The following is a 16,064-nucleotide window of genomic DNA, read 5'->3' as shown; positions in this document are numbered from 1 at the left end:
ACTTCCGTGTTCGCTCCGAACCCGAGCCGCATTCGAGCGGGCGCCCCGATCCTTGGCCTGCCACTGACCCTACGCGATGGAGTGAGGCACCTGAATGCGCGTGTTGTTCGTGGGGCACGGCCCGGCCCATGTCCCCTGGATCATTCCCCTCGCCTGGGCATGCCGCCTGGCCGGCCATGAGGTACGGGTGGCGGTGCGGCCCCAGTGCGTGGCCCCGGTCACCCGGGCCGGCCTGGTCGCGGTGCCCATCGGCGACGAGGCCCGCACGGGCGCCGCCGCGGCCAGGAAACTCGCCCTGGGTCCCGGCAGGCTGCGGGCTCCGGCGGACTCCGTCGCGGTGCTCGACGCCGATCTGAGCGAGGCACTCATCGAGAAGATGATCGCCGTCGCCGACACCCTCACCGACGATCTCGTGGACTTCGCCCGCTTCTGGCGCCCGGACATCGTGGTGCACGACACCGCGGCCGCGGCCGGGCTCGTGGCCGCCGCCGCGGTCAAGGTCCCCGCTGTGGGCCACACCTGGGGTGTGTCCCTCGGCGTTCACTGCGAGGCCGAGTCCGCGCTCAGCCCCTCCTACGCCCGGCTCTTCGAGCGCTTCGGCGCCGACCCGGTGGTCGGCCCTTCGGTGTGGATCGACCCCTGTCCGCCGGGGCTGCGCCCGCCCCACGGGGTGCGCCGCGCGGACATGCGCTACATCCCGTTCGCCGGCCCGGCAGCGCTGCCCCGGTGGCTGCGCGGCGACCGCACCTCCGGCCGGCCGCTGGTCTGCGTCACCGGCGGGGTCACCACGAGCGCCCTGGACGAGGTCCGCGATCACGTGGTCGCCGGGCTGCGCGGTCTCGGCGCGGACGTGGTCCTCGCGGTCACCCCCGAGCAGGCCGCGAACACCGGCCTGCTGCCGGACGGTGTGCGGATGGTGGAGTCGTTCCCGCTCGACGTGCTGCTCGCGCACTGCGACGCGCTGGTGCACCACGGCGGTGTGGGCAGTGGCCTGATCGCCGTCACCCACGGCCTCCCCCAGCTGCTTCTGCCGCAGAACGCGTTCCAGGAGCACTGGTCCCACCTGGTCCGCGCGTCGGGCGCGGGCATCGCCCTGCCCGCCGGCGCCGAGGAGGGAGCGGCCGGCGCGGCCGTCCAGGACCTGCTCGCCCGGGCTTCCTACCGCAAGCGCGCCGAGTCACTGCGTGCCGAGATCGACCGGATGCCCATCCCCGACCAGCTCGTGGGCTTCCTGGAGGAGTGCGTACGAGCCGGCCACACGGACGTTCCCACGCCCGAGGAGGCAAGAAGACGATGACAGTACTGCTCGAACCCACGACGGGTGCCACCCGGTTCGTCCGGGGTGACACGATGCACGGCCTGTTCCAGGACGCGGCCCGGCGCTTCCCGGATGCGACGGCGCTGTCCCACAGGGGAGTGCACGTCTCCTATCGGGAGCTGGACGCCGCGTCCGACGCATACGCGGCACTGCTGCAGGCGCAGGGTGTACGGCGCGGCGATCTGGTACCGGTGCTCATGGAGCGCGGTACCCCGCTGATCACGGTGCTGCTCGCCCTGTTCAAGTGCGGTGCCGGGTACTCGTATCTGGACACCCGGTGGCCCGTCGAGCGACTCGAGGGGCAGATCCGTCTGCTGACCGCACCGCTCCTGGTCACCACGGTCCACGGCGACTGGTCGGTGCCGGTCTGGACGCCGCCCGCCGAGGACCTCACCGTCACCGCCGCGTGCGGGCTGCGGCCCACGCCGGTCGAGGTGACCGGGACCGACGCCTGCTCGGTCTTCTTCACCTCGGGGTCCACGGGTGCTCCCAAAGGTGTGGTCTCCACCCACGAGAACGCGGTGCGCCTCTTCGACACCGACTTCTGCGCGGAGCTCGGCCCCGGCACCGTGATGCCGCAGACCGCGCCCCCTGCCTGGGACGGCTTCACGCTGGACTGCTGGAGCATGCTGCTGACCGGCGGCAGGACCGTACTCCTCGACGAGACGGTACTGGTGCCGCGCACCCTGCGGGCGCTGATCGCCGACGAGGGTGTGAACGCCGCGTTCATGACGACCCAGCTGTTCAACATGCTGGTCACCACCGATGTGGCCGCCTTCGCCGGAATGAAGTGGGTGTCCATCGGCGGCGAACGGGCCGCGCCGACGCGCGTGCGGAGCTTCCTCACCGGGCATCCCGGCACCCGGCTGATCAATGTGTACGGACCCGTCGAGTGCGGGGCGATGGTGACGGCCCGTTCGATAAGCCTCGAGGACTGCGACGACCCGGCGGGGATTCCGCTCGGTGCGGTGCTGCCGCACACCGATGTGTACGTACTGGACGGGACGCGGGTGTGCGCCCCCGGCGAGACAGGTGAACTCTGCCTCGGCGGCCCCGGTCTGGCCCGCGGCTATCTCGGCAAACCGGAGCTCACCGAGGCGGTCTTCGTCACCGAGGAAATCGAGGGCCGACAGCAACGCCTTTACCGCACCGGGGACTTGGGAAACCGCTCGGCCGAAGGAATCTTCCACTACACCGGTCGCGGCGACCGGCAGATCAAGGTACGGGGCCACCGGATCGAGCCCGCCGAGGTGGAGCGCACCGTGGAGCGGGTCGCCACGGTGACCGGCGCCGCGGTGGTGCCGATGCCCAAGTCGGACGGTTCGTACTTCGGACTCGCGCTCTTCTACACCAGGGCCGGTGCGAGTGGCATCGGCCCCGACGAACTGCGTGAGCGGCTGGCAGGCCTGTTGCCGGAGTATCTGGTGCCGCGCCGGGTGCAGCTCGTCGAGCAGTTCCCGCAGCTCGCCAACGGCAAGATCGACCGGCGCGAACTGGGCTCCCGGGTCCATCCGGAGCAGGACCGCGATACCCACACGGCGGAAGTTCTCGAGGGCACGGTGGCCCTGGTCGCGAAGGCCTTCCGCACCGTGCTCGACACCGCCCGGGTGCCGGCCGACACCTCGTTCTTCGAGCTCGGCGGCAGCTCGCTGGACGCCGCCCGGCTGTGCCAGCACCTCGACGACGTGCTCGGCGCCGCCGTCCAGCCCTCGCAGATCTTCCGGACACCGACCGCACGCCGGCTCGCCGACTGGCTGGATGCCACGGCACGGTCGGCAGCGACCGCCGATACCCCGGTGCCAGGTCTCGGACCGGGTGAGATCCTGTTGCCACCGGAGCAGTCCGGCTTCCTGTTCGCCGCCGCCCACGACAAGGACGGACTCGGTGGACTCTGCCGACTGACCTGGTGGCTCGAGGGCCAGGTCGACGCCGACGCGCTGGAAGCGGCCGTCGGTGATGTCCATCTGCGCCATCAGGCCCTGCACGCACGGTATTTGATCCGGAACAACGAGATCGGCTACGCCGTGGTTCCGGACGATCCGGCCGCCGCGGAGCTGATCGGACCGACGGAGGCCGCCGACGAGGCAGCGGCGGAAGCAGCCTGGCTGGAAGCAGCGCTCACCCCGCTCTCCGTGGGGGACGGGAAGGTGTGGCGGTGCGCCGCCGTCCGTGCGCGGGACACCGGGCGCACCCTGTTCGGGCTGGTCGCCCACCATGTGGCCTTCGACGGTGCGTCCGAGACGGTGGTCGCCGACGACCTCTCGCTCGCCTACGCCGCGCGGCTCACCGGCCGGGAGCCGCGGTTCGCCGCACCCGCCGCCACCGTCGCCGACGTGTCCGCCGACCACCGGCGAGTCGTCGCCAGAGTGGATCTGGCGGCGCAGGCCGCTTACTGGGAGGACCACCTGGAGCTGCAGGAGGCACTCGAACTTCCCGGCCGCACCGACAACGACATCAACGCCGGGCCGGGTTACTCGTCCGCGCGGACCGTGACCGCTGCTGAGCTGGCGCGCTGGGACGAGCGGGCGCGTGCGCTCGGCACCACCCGGTTCGCGATGCTCGCCGCACAGTTCGGCCTCGTGCTGCGGGAGATCACCGGGCAGGAGGACATCTCGGTCAAGGTGCCGGCTGCCCGCCGGGGCAGCGGCGTGCTCGCCACCGCGGTCAGCTGCCGTGTCGACCTGCTGTACCTGCGGTTCTGGCCACCGCACAAGGACACCGGCGGCGGACTGCTCGAACGCGCGGTGGCCAGTGTGGACGACGCACTCGCCGCCCAGGAGACCGGCGGCGCCACGCTGGCGCGCACCGTGGTGCTCACCGGCGGCGGCGATTCGCTGCGGCCGATGCCGAGTTTCCTCACCCAGGACGACCCCGATCCACGGCTCGAACTCGCCGGCTGCACGGCCGAGCTGTCCCGGATCGGCGCTCCCACCATGTTCACCGAGCTGGAGCTCGACGTCCGCACCACCGCGGGCGGCGCCCTGATCACCGCGTCGGTACGCACCGACCGGATCCCGGCCACGGTCGCGGACCAGGTGGTGGCCTCCTACACCGAAGCCATCCGCCGCGGCCCCGCGGGACCGACGAGCCCCGCCGACCCCACCACTTGCGAGGACACCACATGCGTGTACTGATCCTGAGCAGCCCGGAGTCCACCCACTTCACCTGCATGGTGCCGCTGGCCTGGGCGCTGCGCGGCGCCGGACACGAGGTCCTGGTCGCCGGACAGCCGGACATCATCCCGATGGCCCGCTCCGCGGGCCTCAACACGGTCTCCGTCGGGCGGCAGTTCTTCGGCAAGGACCTGCTCACCCCGCCGCTGCCACCGGACAAGCGTCCCATCGAGATCGTCGGGCCGCTCACCCCCAAGATGACCATGATCGGCTCCCGGGTGTGGGTGCTCCACTCCCGCTACATGGCGCCGCGATACCTGGAGGTGGCACGCCAGTTCAAGCCGGATCTGGTGATCTCGGAGATCTTCGACTGGGCCGCGTGCATCGTCGGCGGCGCGCTGCGCATCCCGGTGGTCTCGCACCGCTGGGGCGTCGACCCGATGAGCCACCTGATGCGGGCGACGGCCGAGGATCTGCTGCGGGGCGCCTGCGAACGGCTCGGCATCGAAGGCGGGCTGCCGAAGCCCGATCTGCTGCTCGACCCGGCCCCTCCGGAGCTGCTCGTCGCGGGCGCCCCGGCCGGAGCGCCGATCCGGCACATCCCCTTCAACGGGACCGGAGCGGTACCGGACCGGCTGCGCGAGCGGGGCGACCGCCCCCGGGTGTGTGTGTCGATGGGTCGGCAGACCATCGCGCTCGGCGGTCTGCCGATGTTCCGGGGCATCATCCAGGCCTTCGGCGATCTGCCGCACACCGACGCGGTGATGACCGTGCAGCAGGAGTTCCTCGACCAGCTGGGCACCATCCCTGCGAACGTCACGATCATCCCTCCGACACCGCTCAACGGCTTCATCGACACCACGGACGCGGTAGTGACGCACGGCGGCGCCAACACACTGCTCACCGTAGCCAGTTTCGGGGTGCCCCAGCTGATCCTGCCGCAGCTGGTGGACCAGTTCGAGGGCGGCGACCTGCTGACCGCGGCCGATGCCGGGCTGTCGCTCCGTACGGCCGATGCCCAGAACGACCCGGCCCAGGTGGCCGCGGCAGTCAGCAGCCTGCTCGCCGACGAGCGGATCACGAAGGGCGCCGCTTCCCTCGCCGAGTCGATGGCCGCCATGCCAAGCCCCGCAGCAGTCGTCCGTGACCTGGAGAACCTCCGATGCGCGTACTGATCACCAGCACCCCCGTCGCCACCCACTTCCTGCCGATGCTGCCGCTGATCCGGGCGCTCGGCGCCGCGGGGCACGAGCTCCTCGTCGCCGGGCAGCCCGATGTCACCGGCCCGGCCGGCGACGCGGGTCTCGCGACCGCGACCTTCGGCGACGCCTTCCACCACATCGATCTGCGCCGGGGCGGCCTGCCCGACGGCGTACGGCCCATCGAGGTGGTCGGGCGGCCGCCGGCCCAGCAGATCGACGGCGCCGCCCAGATGTGGCGCAACCACGCCCCCTACTTCCTTCCCGACTATCTGGAACTGGCCCGCGCATGGCGTGCCGACCTGATCCTTTCCGAACACATGGAGTTCGCCGGTGCGGTGATCGGGAAGGTGCTGGGCGTTCCCAGCGTCTGGCACCGCTGGGGTACGGCCCCGACCAGCGAGTTCATGCTCGGCCAGACCAGGATGTGGCTCGGCCCGCTGTGCGAGCGCCTGGGGCTCGGCTCGGTACCCGCACCCGACCTGGTACTCGATCCCGCGCCGCCCGCCCTCGCGAGCTCCGACGCCCCCGCGTCCCGGCCGATCCGCCCCGTCCCGCACACGGACGGCGGGACTCCGCGGGCCTGGAGCGCGCCGTCCGGGCGCCGGGTTGTCGTGGCGCTCGGCGGATACACCCTGGAACTGGGTGGGGCCGCGCTGCTCCGCCGGATCGCCACCGTGCTCGCCGCGGCGGGCGGGGTGGAGGCGGTCGTCGCCGCCGCGCCGGTCCACCGGGACGTGATCGGCACGCTGCCCGACGGCATGAGCTGGACCGCCGGATCTGCTCCTGGTGTGCTCTTCCCCGGCGCCGATCTGGTGGTGCACCACGGGGGCCCGGGCTCCACTCTCGCGGCGGCCGCGCTCGGCATTCCGCAGTTGGTGCTCCCGCAGCTCGGCGACGCCTTCGTCGCCGGAGACCGGATAGCCGGCGCGGGCGCCGGGATCACCCTGGACTCGGCCGGTCTTCAGAACAGTGACACCCAACTCGCGTCCGCAGCCGGTGCGTTGCTGACCGACATCGGCTACCGGAAGGCCGCAGGGCAGCTGCGCGCACAGATCGAATCCATGCCGGACGCAACCGAGACGGTGAGCCTGCTCGAGGGCCTGAAGACATCACAGGAGGTGTCAGCGTGAGCGCGGATGTATCGGCGGGGTCCGTGGCGAAGACGGAGAAGAACGCCGCACAGAACAAGGACGCGGAGAACAGGGCCGCGGGGAACGACACCGCGAAGAACGGCGCGGGCGGGAACGGCGACGCCACGGAGAAGAAGCCCAATCCCCATGGGATGACCGACATCCAGGTCCTGGTGTTCATCGTGGGAGCGATGGCCACCATGACCCTGGCCCTGCTCGACGGTTCGATCATCTCCTCGGCCGTCCTGCCGATCGTGCGCGACCTCGACCCGGCTCACGGGATCGACCGCTTCCCCTGGCTGATCACCGCGTATCTCCTCGCCGCCACGGCGGCGCAGCCGCTGTACGGCCGGCTCAGCGACAGTTACGGGCCGCGCCGCGTCTATCTCATCGCGATCGCCACGTTCCTGGGGGGTTCCGCCCTGTGCGCGACCGCCCACACCCTCACCCAGCTGATCGCCTTCCGGGCGGTACAGGGCCTGGGCGGCGGCGGCCTCATGAGCATGACGCTGATCATCATCGCCACCCTGTACCCGCCCAAGTCCCGTGCGGGGCGCTCCAACGCGGGCGGAGCGCTCATCGCGGCCGGAATCATCGCGGGCCCGATGATCGGCGGTCCGCTCAGCGAGGAGCTCTCCTGGCGCTGGATCTTCCTGATCAATGTTCCGCTGGCCGGTCTCGCACTCGCCGGTATCGCCTGGGCACTGCGGCTTCCGGTCAAGGGCACCCGGCAGAAGGTCGACGTCCTCGGTTCGCTGCTGATCGCCGCCGCCACCTGCGCGCTGCTGTTCGGCGTCAAGGCGTACGGGGAGCACGACTCGTTCTCGGGGCCCGTGCTGCCGTACTTCTACGGCGGGCTGCTGATGGCCGGCGGGTTCGTGGCGCGCCAGCTGAAGGCGGCGGACCCGCTGATGCCGCTCGGCCTGTTCAAGGACAAGGTGTTCCGGCCCGCCGCGATCCTGCAGTTCGTCGGAGGGTTCGCCCTGCTGTCGCTGCCGGTGTTCCTCATCAACTACCTGAACATCGTGCGGGGGGTGGACCTCGACTCGGTCGGGCTGCATCTGATCCCGCTCGCCATCGGCGTGGTCCTGGTCTTCCTCGGCTGGGGCAAGGTCATCGCCCGTACCGGCAGGTGCAAGCCGGTCCTGGTCGCCACCACGGCCACCGCGACCGCCGCGGTCGCGGGGCTCGGCCTCAGCGTGGCGGACGCCCCGGACTGGCAGCTCGACGGCCTGCTCCTGCTGCTCGGGGTGGGCCTGGGCGGTGTGACCCAGATCGCCCTGTTCATGTCCCAGTCCGCGGCGCCCGCAGACCAGTTGGGCGTAGTGACAACCACCTCGCGGTTCGCCACGATGATGGGGACCACCATCGGCGGCACCGTACTCGGCGCGGTTCTGAGCGCCCGCTTCGCCTCGGCCGCCGGGGCGTCCGGTGTCGGAGACCCTGATGCCGCGGCGGCCCGGCTCGCCGGGCTCGACCCGGCCCGCCGCCACTTGGTGACGAACGCGTTCGCGCACGCCACGTCGACGCTGTTGTTCACCGCCGCCGGGCTGCTGCTGCTCGCGCTGCTGACGGCGCTGCTGATGCAGGACGTCGATGTGAACGACACAGCCGGCGAGGAGCCCGCCGGCGCATCACCCGCAGAAGCCACCGAAGTGTCTGCCGTAGAGGCCGCCCCGAAGTCCGAGGAGGACGAAGAAGATGCGCGTACTGATGCTGAGCACCCCCTTTCCGACCCACTTCACGCCCATGGTGCCGCTGGCCTGGGCACTGATGGGGGCGGGTCACGAGGTGAAGGTCGCCGCGCAGCCTGACGTGACGGACGCGGCACGCGCCGCGGGCATCTCGGCCACCGACATCGGTGACCGCTTCCACGGCCTCGACGTGCTCCAGCGGCACCTCCCCGACGGGGTGCGCCCGCTGGAGCTGATGGGTCCGACACCGCCGGAGAAGATGGCGGGCTCGACCAAGCTGTGGGAGACCCACGCCCGCTATCTGCTCAGCTCCTACCTGGAGTTCGCACGGAGCTGGCGCCCCGACCTGATCGTCTCGGAACAGATGGAACTGACGGGACAGATCGTGGCCCGGGTTCTCGGCATCCCGTCCGTTCAGCACCGCTGGGGTGTGGACCCGCTCAGCGGCCCCTCCCGTGCCTCGGCCCGTAATTTCCTGTACGGGACGGCGGAGCGGCTCGGCGTCGGGGGGCTGCCCGACCCCGATATGTTGCTGGACCCGTGCCCGCCTGCGCTGCGCCATCCCAGCGCCGCACCGGGTGCGCCGATCGGCTATGTGCCGTTCAACGGCACGGGTACCGTGCCGGAATGGCTGCGGGTGCCGGCCGCCGACGGTGTCCGCCGGGTCGTGGTGTGCCTGGGCCGCCAGACCCTGGTGCTCAACGGCACCGGTCTCTTCCGCTCGATCATCGCGGCCTTCGAGGGGCTCGCCGGTGTCGAGGCGGTGGTGACGGCGGACCCCGCGTTCCATGAGGGCTTCGGCGCGCTCCCCGAGAACGTACGGGTGGTCGAGCCGGTGCCGCTCAACCTCTTCCTGCGCGACTGTGACGCCGTCATCCACCACGGGGGCGCCAACACGACCCTGACATCGTGCTCGTTCGGTCTGCCGCAGGTGGTGCTCCCGCAGATCGTGGACCAGTTCGCGTCGGCCGAGCTGCTGGCCGCGGCCGGCGCGGCCCGGGTGCTCGGCGAGGCAGCCCCGCAGAACGACCCCGGCCAGGTGCGGGAAGCCGTCAGGGACGTGCTGGATGACCCGCGCTACCTCAAGTGTGCGCGGGAACTGCAGGCGGACATGGCGGAGATGCCGAGCCCGGCCCGGGTCGTCGAGGACCTGGAGCAACTGGCCGGCTGAACCGGCGGGCATGCGAAGAGGGGCTCCTCCCGGGGCCCCTCTTCGCATGCCCGGCTCAAGGCCGGCTCCGTATGCAAGTCTCGTATGCCCGGCTCACACCCGGCTCCGTATGCCCGCGAAGGTGTGGTGTGCGGCGCGGACGGGCAGCGCCGAGGGGCCCGTCGACCGGTCCGGTCGGCGGGCCCCTCGGCTGATGCGCTCGATCAGTTGCGGCGCTTCTTCAGCGCGTCACCACCGAACTTGACGATGAGGCAGACGACGACGGTGACGGCGAGACCGATGATGAGGTGGCTCATGATGTCCTCCTGAGGACTGTTGCTGTGCGGGTGGGGGGTCGATGTTCGGACAGGTTGAAACTCGTGGTGCGGCGGGTCAGGCGTTGGCCGCGGTGCGCTGCGCGTGCAGCACTGTCCACAGCGCCGCCGGGGTGGCGAAGGTGGCGCCTGTGAGGGTGTTCTCGGGGAACTCCACCTCGTAGGTGTCCTCCAGGCGGACCAGCAGCTCGATGGTGGCCATCGAGTCGAGGCCCGCCTTCTTGAGGTCGAGCGCCGGATCGAGCGGGCCGGAGCCCTTGCTGCGCGGCAGTACCGAGGTCAGCAGCTCCTCGAAGCCGGCGTCCCACTGAACGTCAGCGGTGGTCATGGCGGGTCTCCTTACGAAGGGGTGGTGGTCGGTGGGATACGGGCTGGCAGGTGTCAGGCCTGCTCGCGGCGCAGCCGCTGCTTGTCGGTCTTGCCGTTGGGGGTGAGCGGGAGTTCGGCCAGCAGCCGGCAGCCTGCCGGGATCTTGGCGGCCTCCAGGCGCTCGCCGAGCTGGGTGAGCACCTCTTCGGCTGTCAGCTCCGTGACGGCGTACAGCGTGAGGTCGTGGCCGTCCGCGGGAGCGAGGGCTGCGGCCGCCGTGACACCGGGGATGTCCAGGGCCGCCGTCTCGATCTCCAGGGTCCCCATGCGGACACCCTTGCGCTTGAACAGGTCGTCCCTGCGGCCCTCGAAGTACAGGTGTCCGTCACCGTCGAGGTGTCCGTAGTCGCCGGTGTGCAGGGTCACTTCGCCGGTCACCGGGTCCGGGCGGAACCGCAGCGCGGTCTGCTCGGGGGCCCGCCAGTAGCCGGTCATGATGTGTGGTCCGCGGACGGCGATCTCGCCGACCGTTCCGGGCGGCAGGAGCCGGCCGTCGTCGTCGAGGATCAGCACCTCGGTCCCGTCGAGCGCCCGGCCCACCGAGCCCGGCCGTGCGAGATCGCCGTCCGGTTCGAGGACCGTGATCCGCTTGCACTCGGTGGTGCCGAACATCGGCGACACCTGGGCCTTCGGAAACGCGCTGCGCAACTGGGCGATGACCGGTCCGGTGAGTGCCGCGCCGGTGTTGGTGAACAGCCGGACCGCGGGGGCCTCGCGCTTGTCGCGCCTGGAGAGCGTGAGCAGCATCTCGGCCAGCGAGGGCACCAGCGGGACCACGGTGACGCCGTGCTCGTGCAGGGTGCCGAGCAGCCGCACATGGCGGTCGGGCGAGGTCAGCACGGTCTGCGCGCCCGCGATCACGGACAGCAGGATCTGGTAGAGCCCGTAGTCGAAGGAGACCGGCACAGCGACGAGGACCACATCGTCCTCGCGGTACCGCAGCCGGGCCTGGATCGCCCGCGCCGCGAAGACGATGGGGGCGTGGGTGCTCATCACGGCCTTGGGCGCCGATGTGGAGCCCGAGGTGTAGATGAGCAGCCCCAGGTCGTCAGGGGCGACGGCGCGCTCCTCACCGGACGCGTCGGGGGACGCGGTGTACAACGCGCCGGCGCCCCGCCGCACCTCGTCCAGCTCGTGGACGGGGCAGTCGGTCAGTTCGCGGAGCACCGCGGTGTCCTGCGCGTCCTGGCCGATCACCAGGGCCGGCCCGCAGTCCGGCACCACGGTGTTCAGATGAAAGCGCTTCATCGCCGGATTGACCGGCACGAAGACGATGCCGCGGCGCAGTGCGCCGAACATCAGGGCAGCGAATTCACGGGTGTTGCCGGTACGGACCAGGATCCGGTCACCGTGCCCCACCCCCTGTGCGGTGAGCCAGTCGGCGTACGCACGTGACCAGGCATCCAGTTCCGCATAGGTCCACATGCCCGATGCGTCGCGCACCGCGGGTGCGCCGGGCCGGGCGGCCACGGCCGCTGCGAGCAGTCCGTGGACGGTGTCGGTGCCGGTGTCCGCGGCAACCAGCGTCTGAGTCGTCATCCAGCAACCTCGTGGTCATCGGAACGGAATTCGGTCCGTACGAGCGTCCGGTGAGCTGCTCGAAGCGTCCTGGAGTACCGGTGGACCGATGACACACCCCCGGACTCGAATCGTGCTCGAGCCGCACTGGAGCCCCGCTCGGTCCCGCGCGGCCTGCCCGGGACTCAAGTCCGCTGCGAGGAGACCGCCCCATGGTGACGCCGGGCAGCAAGCCCCCATGGTGACGACCCCGCCGCGACGACGTCCGACGGGGAAGGAGGCAGCGCTAAATGAACGCGGATTCACGGCAGACCGGCGGCCGGAGTACGGACGACCGGGCAGGTGAGCGGCCGCTGGACTTCGGTGTCTTCTTCTTCGCCGCGGTCGGCGACCGGGCACAGGAGACCTACCGGCTGATGCTGGACGCGGCCCGCCGCGCCGACGAGCTGGGCTTCGCCTTCGTGTCGACACCCGAGCGGCACTTCCACCGGTTCGGGGGTGCCTTCCCCAACCCGGCGGTCACATCGGCGGCCATCGCCTCGGTGACCAGCCGCATTCAGATACGGGCCGGCAGCGTCGTCACGCCGCTGCACCCGGCCGCCCGCATCGTCGAGGACTTCGCGATGGTGGACGGCATCTCCGGAGGCCGGGTGGCGATCTCGGTCGGCTCCGGGTGGAACGTCAACGACTTCCTGATCGCGCCCGAGAAGTACGAGATCCGGCGCGAGCAGATGATCCGGGACGTGACCGACATCAGGGCCGCCTGGCGTACGGGCCGCTGGACCGGGCCCAACCCGCTGGGCGCCGAGGTCACCCTGCCCGTCTACCCGCGCCCGGTGCAGGACGAGCTGTCCGTCTGGGTGACCGCCTCACGCAGCGAGGGCACGTTCCGCGAGGCGGGCCGGCTCGGCTGCAACATCCTGACGCACCTGGAGAACCAGGACGTCGAATCCCTCTCCGGCAAGATCGCCCTCTACCGCGAGGCGCGCGCCGAAGCGGGCTGGGACGGCCCCGGCAAGATCACCGTGATGATGCACACCTACGTCGGCGACGATGCCAACGAGGCCCGCGAAGTGGGCGGCAGCAGCCTCCGGGACTATCTGCTCTCGGCAATCGATCTGGAGGCCCTCGCGGTCGAGGCCGGCGGACGGATGAGCGGGAACAAGGAGGGCCGTGACGTGCTCTCCGCGGTGCGCGCCCAGCGCAAGCTCGCCGAACTGGGCGTCAACCGGTACCTCTCGGGGAACTCGCTGATCGGCTCGGTCGAGGAGTGCAGCGAGACAGCCCGCCGGGTCCGCGCCGCCGGGGTCGACGAGATCGCCTGCCTGGTCGACTTCGTCGCCGACCCGGAGCTGGTGCTCGGCTCGCTCGAACGGCTCGACGCGGTACGCGTCAACGCCTCGTCCGCCGCCGAGCCCGCCCTCGCCGGCTGAGCCATCCGCCGTCCCGGACCGCCGCCCGTCTCCGGCCGGCGCCTCGCCGCCGGACCCCACGAACGCCTTTCCCTTCCGCTCTCAGGAGGTTGCCTCATGCCGACGATCCTCGCCGTGTCCGGCAGTCCGTCGCCGGTCTCCAGCACCCATCAGGTACTCACCCTCGCGGCGGACCGGCTCGCCGGGCGCGGGCACCGGGTGGAGACCCTCGCCGTACGCACCCTGCCCCCGGCCGAGCTCCTCAAGGCCGACCTGCAGCACCCTCAACTCGCTTCCGCAGCAGCCCGGTTCGCCGAGGCCGACGCCATCGTTCTGGCAACGCCGGTCTACAAGGCGGGCTGTTCGGGACTGCTGAAGTCATTCCTCGATCTCCTCCCGCAGTTCGCCCTTGAGGGCAAGGTCGTGCTGCCACTGGCCACCGGTGGCTCGCTCGCCCATGTGCTCGCCCTCGACTACGGACTGCGCCCCGTCCTCATGTCGATGAAGCCACGCGCCGTGGCGGAGAGCTTCTTCGTGCACGCCGGCGGAATCCGGCAGGGCCCGGGTGGCTTCGCCGGCCTGGAACCCGCCGTGGGGGCCCTGCTCGACGAGGCGACGGACCGGTTCGCCGAACTGGTGGAGAGCCTCTCGGACCGTACCGCGCACACCGCCGCACCCCGGGTGCTGGTGTCCGCCGCCTGAAGCCGTTCCGTACGACCACCCATTCATCCGCCTGTTGATGTGCCGACCACCACAGAAGAGGACCCCATGAAGGCTCTGGTTCTGAGCGGCGGTACGGGCAGCCGTCTGCGCCCGTTCAGCTACTCCATGCCCAAGCAGCTCATCCCGATCGCCAACAAGCCCGTCCTGGAACGGGTGCTGGACAACATCCGCGCTCTCGGTGTCACCGAGATCGGCATCATCGTCGGAAACCACGTGCAGGAGATAGCCGAGGTCATCGGCGACGGCTCACGGCTCGGCGTCGAGATCACCTATATCCCGCAGGAGAGCCCGCAGGGTCTCGCGCAGTGCGTCTCGCTCGCCAGGGACTTCCTCGGCGACGACGACTTCGTGATGTACCTCGGCGACAACATGCTTCCCGAAGGCATCGCCGAGGCCGCTGCCGAGTTCCACGCGCTGCGTCCCGCGGCCCAGGTCTTGGTCGCCCAGGTCGAGGACCCGCGCGCCTTCGGCGTCGCCGAGGTCGACGCGCGGGGTGTGGTGGAACGTCTCGTCGAGAAGCCGCCGGTGCCGCGCTCCAACCTGGCACTGATCGGCGTCTACTTCTTCACCCCGGCCATCCACCTGGCCGTCGACTCGATCGTGCCGAGCGCCCGCGGCGAGCTGGAGATCACCGACGCCATCCAGTGGCTGGTGACCAGCGGCGCCACCGTCCGGGCCCAGGAGTACTCCGGGTACTGGAAGGACACCGGCCGGGTCGAGGACGTGCTGGAGTGCAACCAGATGCTCCTCGACGGAATCGAGCGCCGCGTCGAAGGCGAGGTCGACGACCAGAGCGTGCTCATCGGCGCCGTCGTCGTCGAAGCGGGCGCGAAGATCACCCGTTCGTTCGTGGAGGGCCCCGTCGTGATCGGCGCGGGCACGGTCCTCGAGGACAGCCACGTCGGTCCGCACACATCCATCGGCCGGGACTGTGTCCTGTCCGGCACCCATCTCGACTACTCGATCGCCCTCGACGGTGCGACCGTCTCCGCGGTGCGGGGCCTGCACGGCTCCCTGCTCGGCCGGTCCGCGGCCGTCACCGGCATCGAACTGGGCAACCGCCACCACCGCCTGGTGGTCGGCGACCACACCCGCGTGGAGGTCGCGGCATGAGCAAGATCCTTGTTACCGGCGGCGCCGGCTTCATCGGCTCGCACTACGTACGCACTCTCCTGGAGGGCGGCTACGAGGGCTACGAGGACGCGGAGGTCACCGTCCTCGACAAGCTGACCTACGCGGGCAACCGCGAGAACCTGCCCGCGTCCCACCCCCGTCTGGCCTTCGTCCAGGGAGACATCTGCGACCTGCCGCTGCTCCTCGAGCTGTTCCCCGGTCATGACGCGGTGGTGCACTTCGCGGCCGAGTCCCACGTGGACCGCTCCCTCGAGTCGGCGGCCGAGTTCATCAGCACGAATGTCGGCGGCACCCAGAACGTCATGGAGGCCGCGCTGCGGGCGGGTGTCCAGCGGGTGGTGCACGTCTCCACCGACGAGGTGTACGGCTCGATCGACGAGGGCTCGTGGACCGAGGAATGGCCGCTGCTTCCCAACTCACCCTATGCGGCGTCCAAGGCGGGCTCGGACCTGATCACCCGCGCCTACTGGCGCACCCACGGCCTGAACGTCTCCACCACCCGCTGCTCCAACAACTACGGGCCGTACCAGCACCCGGAGAAGCTGATCCCCCGCTTCGTCACCAACCTGCTGGAGGGCGAGACGGTCCCGCTCTACGGCGAGGGCGCGAACATCCGCGAGTGGCTGCACGTCGACGACCACTGCCGCGCCATCCAGCTGGTCCTCACCAGGGGCCGGGCCGGTGAGGTCTACAACGTGGGCGGCGGCAACGAGCAGACCAACCGCCAGATCACCGAGCGCCTTCTCGACCTGACCGGCAACGACTGGTCCAAGGTGGTCCGGGTCGCCGACCGCAAGGGCCACGACCTGCGCTACTCGCTGAGCGAGGCGAAGATAGCGGAGGAACTGGGTTACGCACCGCGTATCTCCTTCGAGGACGGCCTGGCCGAGACCGCCGCCTGGTACCGCGACAATCCGGGCTGGTGGAAAGCGGTCAAACACGCGCCGAAGGAGAACGAGAAGTGAC

12 protein-coding genes are annotated in these 16,064 nt (G+C 70.7%); 10 read left to right on the top strand and 2 right to left on the bottom strand.

Translation table 11 applies throughout. The features are described from left to right. Window positions 1-94: 94 nt before the first annotated feature. From OHS16_RS21295 to OHS16_RS21270, 6 genes are read left to right on the top strand one after another with little or no spacing between them, the layout of a single operon-like run. The gene (locus OHS16_RS21295) at window positions 95-1,297 is read left to right on the top strand and encodes a nucleotide disphospho-sugar-binding domain-containing protein (protein ID WP_328538816.1); all 1,203 of its coding nucleotides are present in this window, start codon (window positions 95-97) and stop codon (window positions 1,295-1,297) included. Then, on the top strand, window positions 1,294-4,452 hold the full coding sequence (locus tag OHS16_RS21290; protein ID WP_328538815.1) for an AMP-binding protein: 3,159 nt from the start codon (window positions 1,294-1,296) through the stop codon (window positions 4,450-4,452). The genes OHS16_RS21295 and OHS16_RS21290 overlap by 4 nt, the downstream gene beginning before the upstream one ends. After that, window positions 4,440-5,606, top strand: coding sequence for a nucleotide disphospho-sugar-binding domain-containing protein (locus OHS16_RS21285; RefSeq protein WP_328538814.1), 1,167 nt, complete (start codon window positions 4,440-4,442; stop codon window positions 5,604-5,606). The genes OHS16_RS21290 and OHS16_RS21285 overlap by 13 nt, the downstream gene beginning before the upstream one ends. Then, window positions 5,594-6,763, top strand: coding sequence for a nucleotide disphospho-sugar-binding domain-containing protein (locus OHS16_RS21280; protein ID WP_328538813.1), 1,170 nt, complete (start codon window positions 5,594-5,596; stop codon window positions 6,761-6,763). Before OHS16_RS21285 ends, OHS16_RS21280 begins: the two co-directional genes overlap by 13 nt. Beyond that, window positions 6,760-8,577: an MFS transporter gene (locus OHS16_RS21275; protein ID WP_328538812.1), complete on the top strand. Its 1,818-nt coding sequence runs from the start codon at window positions 6,760-6,762 to the stop codon at window positions 8,575-8,577. The genes OHS16_RS21280 and OHS16_RS21275 overlap by 4 nt, the downstream gene beginning before the upstream one ends. Continuing rightward, window positions 8,465-9,628, top strand: a complete 1,164-nt coding sequence (locus OHS16_RS21270; RefSeq protein ID WP_328538811.1) for a nucleotide disphospho-sugar-binding domain-containing protein — start codon at window positions 8,465-8,467, stop codon at window positions 9,626-9,628. Before OHS16_RS21275 ends, OHS16_RS21270 begins: the two co-directional genes overlap by 113 nt. A 372-nt stretch (window positions 9,629-10,000) precedes the next feature. On the opposite strand, the gene OHS16_RS21265 is transcribed toward OHS16_RS21270, so the two are convergent. After that, window positions 10,001-10,270: a phosphopantetheine-binding protein gene (locus OHS16_RS21265; RefSeq protein WP_328538810.1), complete on the bottom strand. Its 270-nt coding sequence runs from the start codon at window positions 10,268-10,270 to the stop codon at window positions 10,001-10,003. Between the two features lie 53 nt (window positions 10,271-10,323). Next, a complete protein-coding gene (locus OHS16_RS21260; protein ID WP_328538809.1) occupies window positions 10,324-11,850 on the bottom strand; it encodes a class I adenylate-forming enzyme family protein in 1,527 nt (508 codons plus the stop codon). Between the two features lie 269 nt (window positions 11,851-12,119). Between OHS16_RS21260 and OHS16_RS21255 the strand changes: the two genes are divergently transcribed. From OHS16_RS21255 to rfbB, 4 genes are all read left to right on the top strand, one after another. Next, window positions 12,120-13,262 (top strand): MupA/Atu3671 family FMN-dependent luciferase-like monooxygenase, encoded by a 1,143-nt coding sequence (locus OHS16_RS21255; protein WP_328538808.1) that lies wholly within the window; start codon window positions 12,120-12,122, stop codon window positions 13,260-13,262. Window positions 13,263-13,358: 96 nt separating this feature from the next. Continuing rightward, complete coding sequence (ssuE, locus tag OHS16_RS21250) at window positions 13,359-13,943, top strand: NADPH-dependent FMN reductase (protein WP_328538807.1); 585 nt, start codon at window positions 13,359-13,361, stop codon at window positions 13,941-13,943. A gap of 66 nt (window positions 13,944-14,009) precedes the next feature. Then, entirely contained in the window at window positions 14,010-15,077 is a 1,068-nt protein-coding gene (locus tag OHS16_RS21245) for a glucose-1-phosphate thymidylyltransferase (protein ID WP_328538806.1), read from the top strand. Then, entirely contained in the window at window positions 15,074-16,063 is a 990-nt protein-coding gene (gene rfbB / locus OHS16_RS21240; protein WP_328538805.1) for a dTDP-glucose 4,6-dehydratase, read from the top strand. Before OHS16_RS21245 ends, rfbB begins: the two co-directional genes overlap by 4 nt. Window position 16,064: the final 1 nt, after the last annotated feature.

The organism is Streptomyces sp. NBC_00344 (assembly GCF_036088315.1).
In the GTDB taxonomy this organism is placed as follows: Bacteria; Actinomycetota; Actinomycetes; order Streptomycetales; family Streptomycetaceae; genus Streptomyces.
Note: the sequence above shows the minus strand (reverse complement) of the source record. Positions and strands in the feature narration are given on the sequence as shown.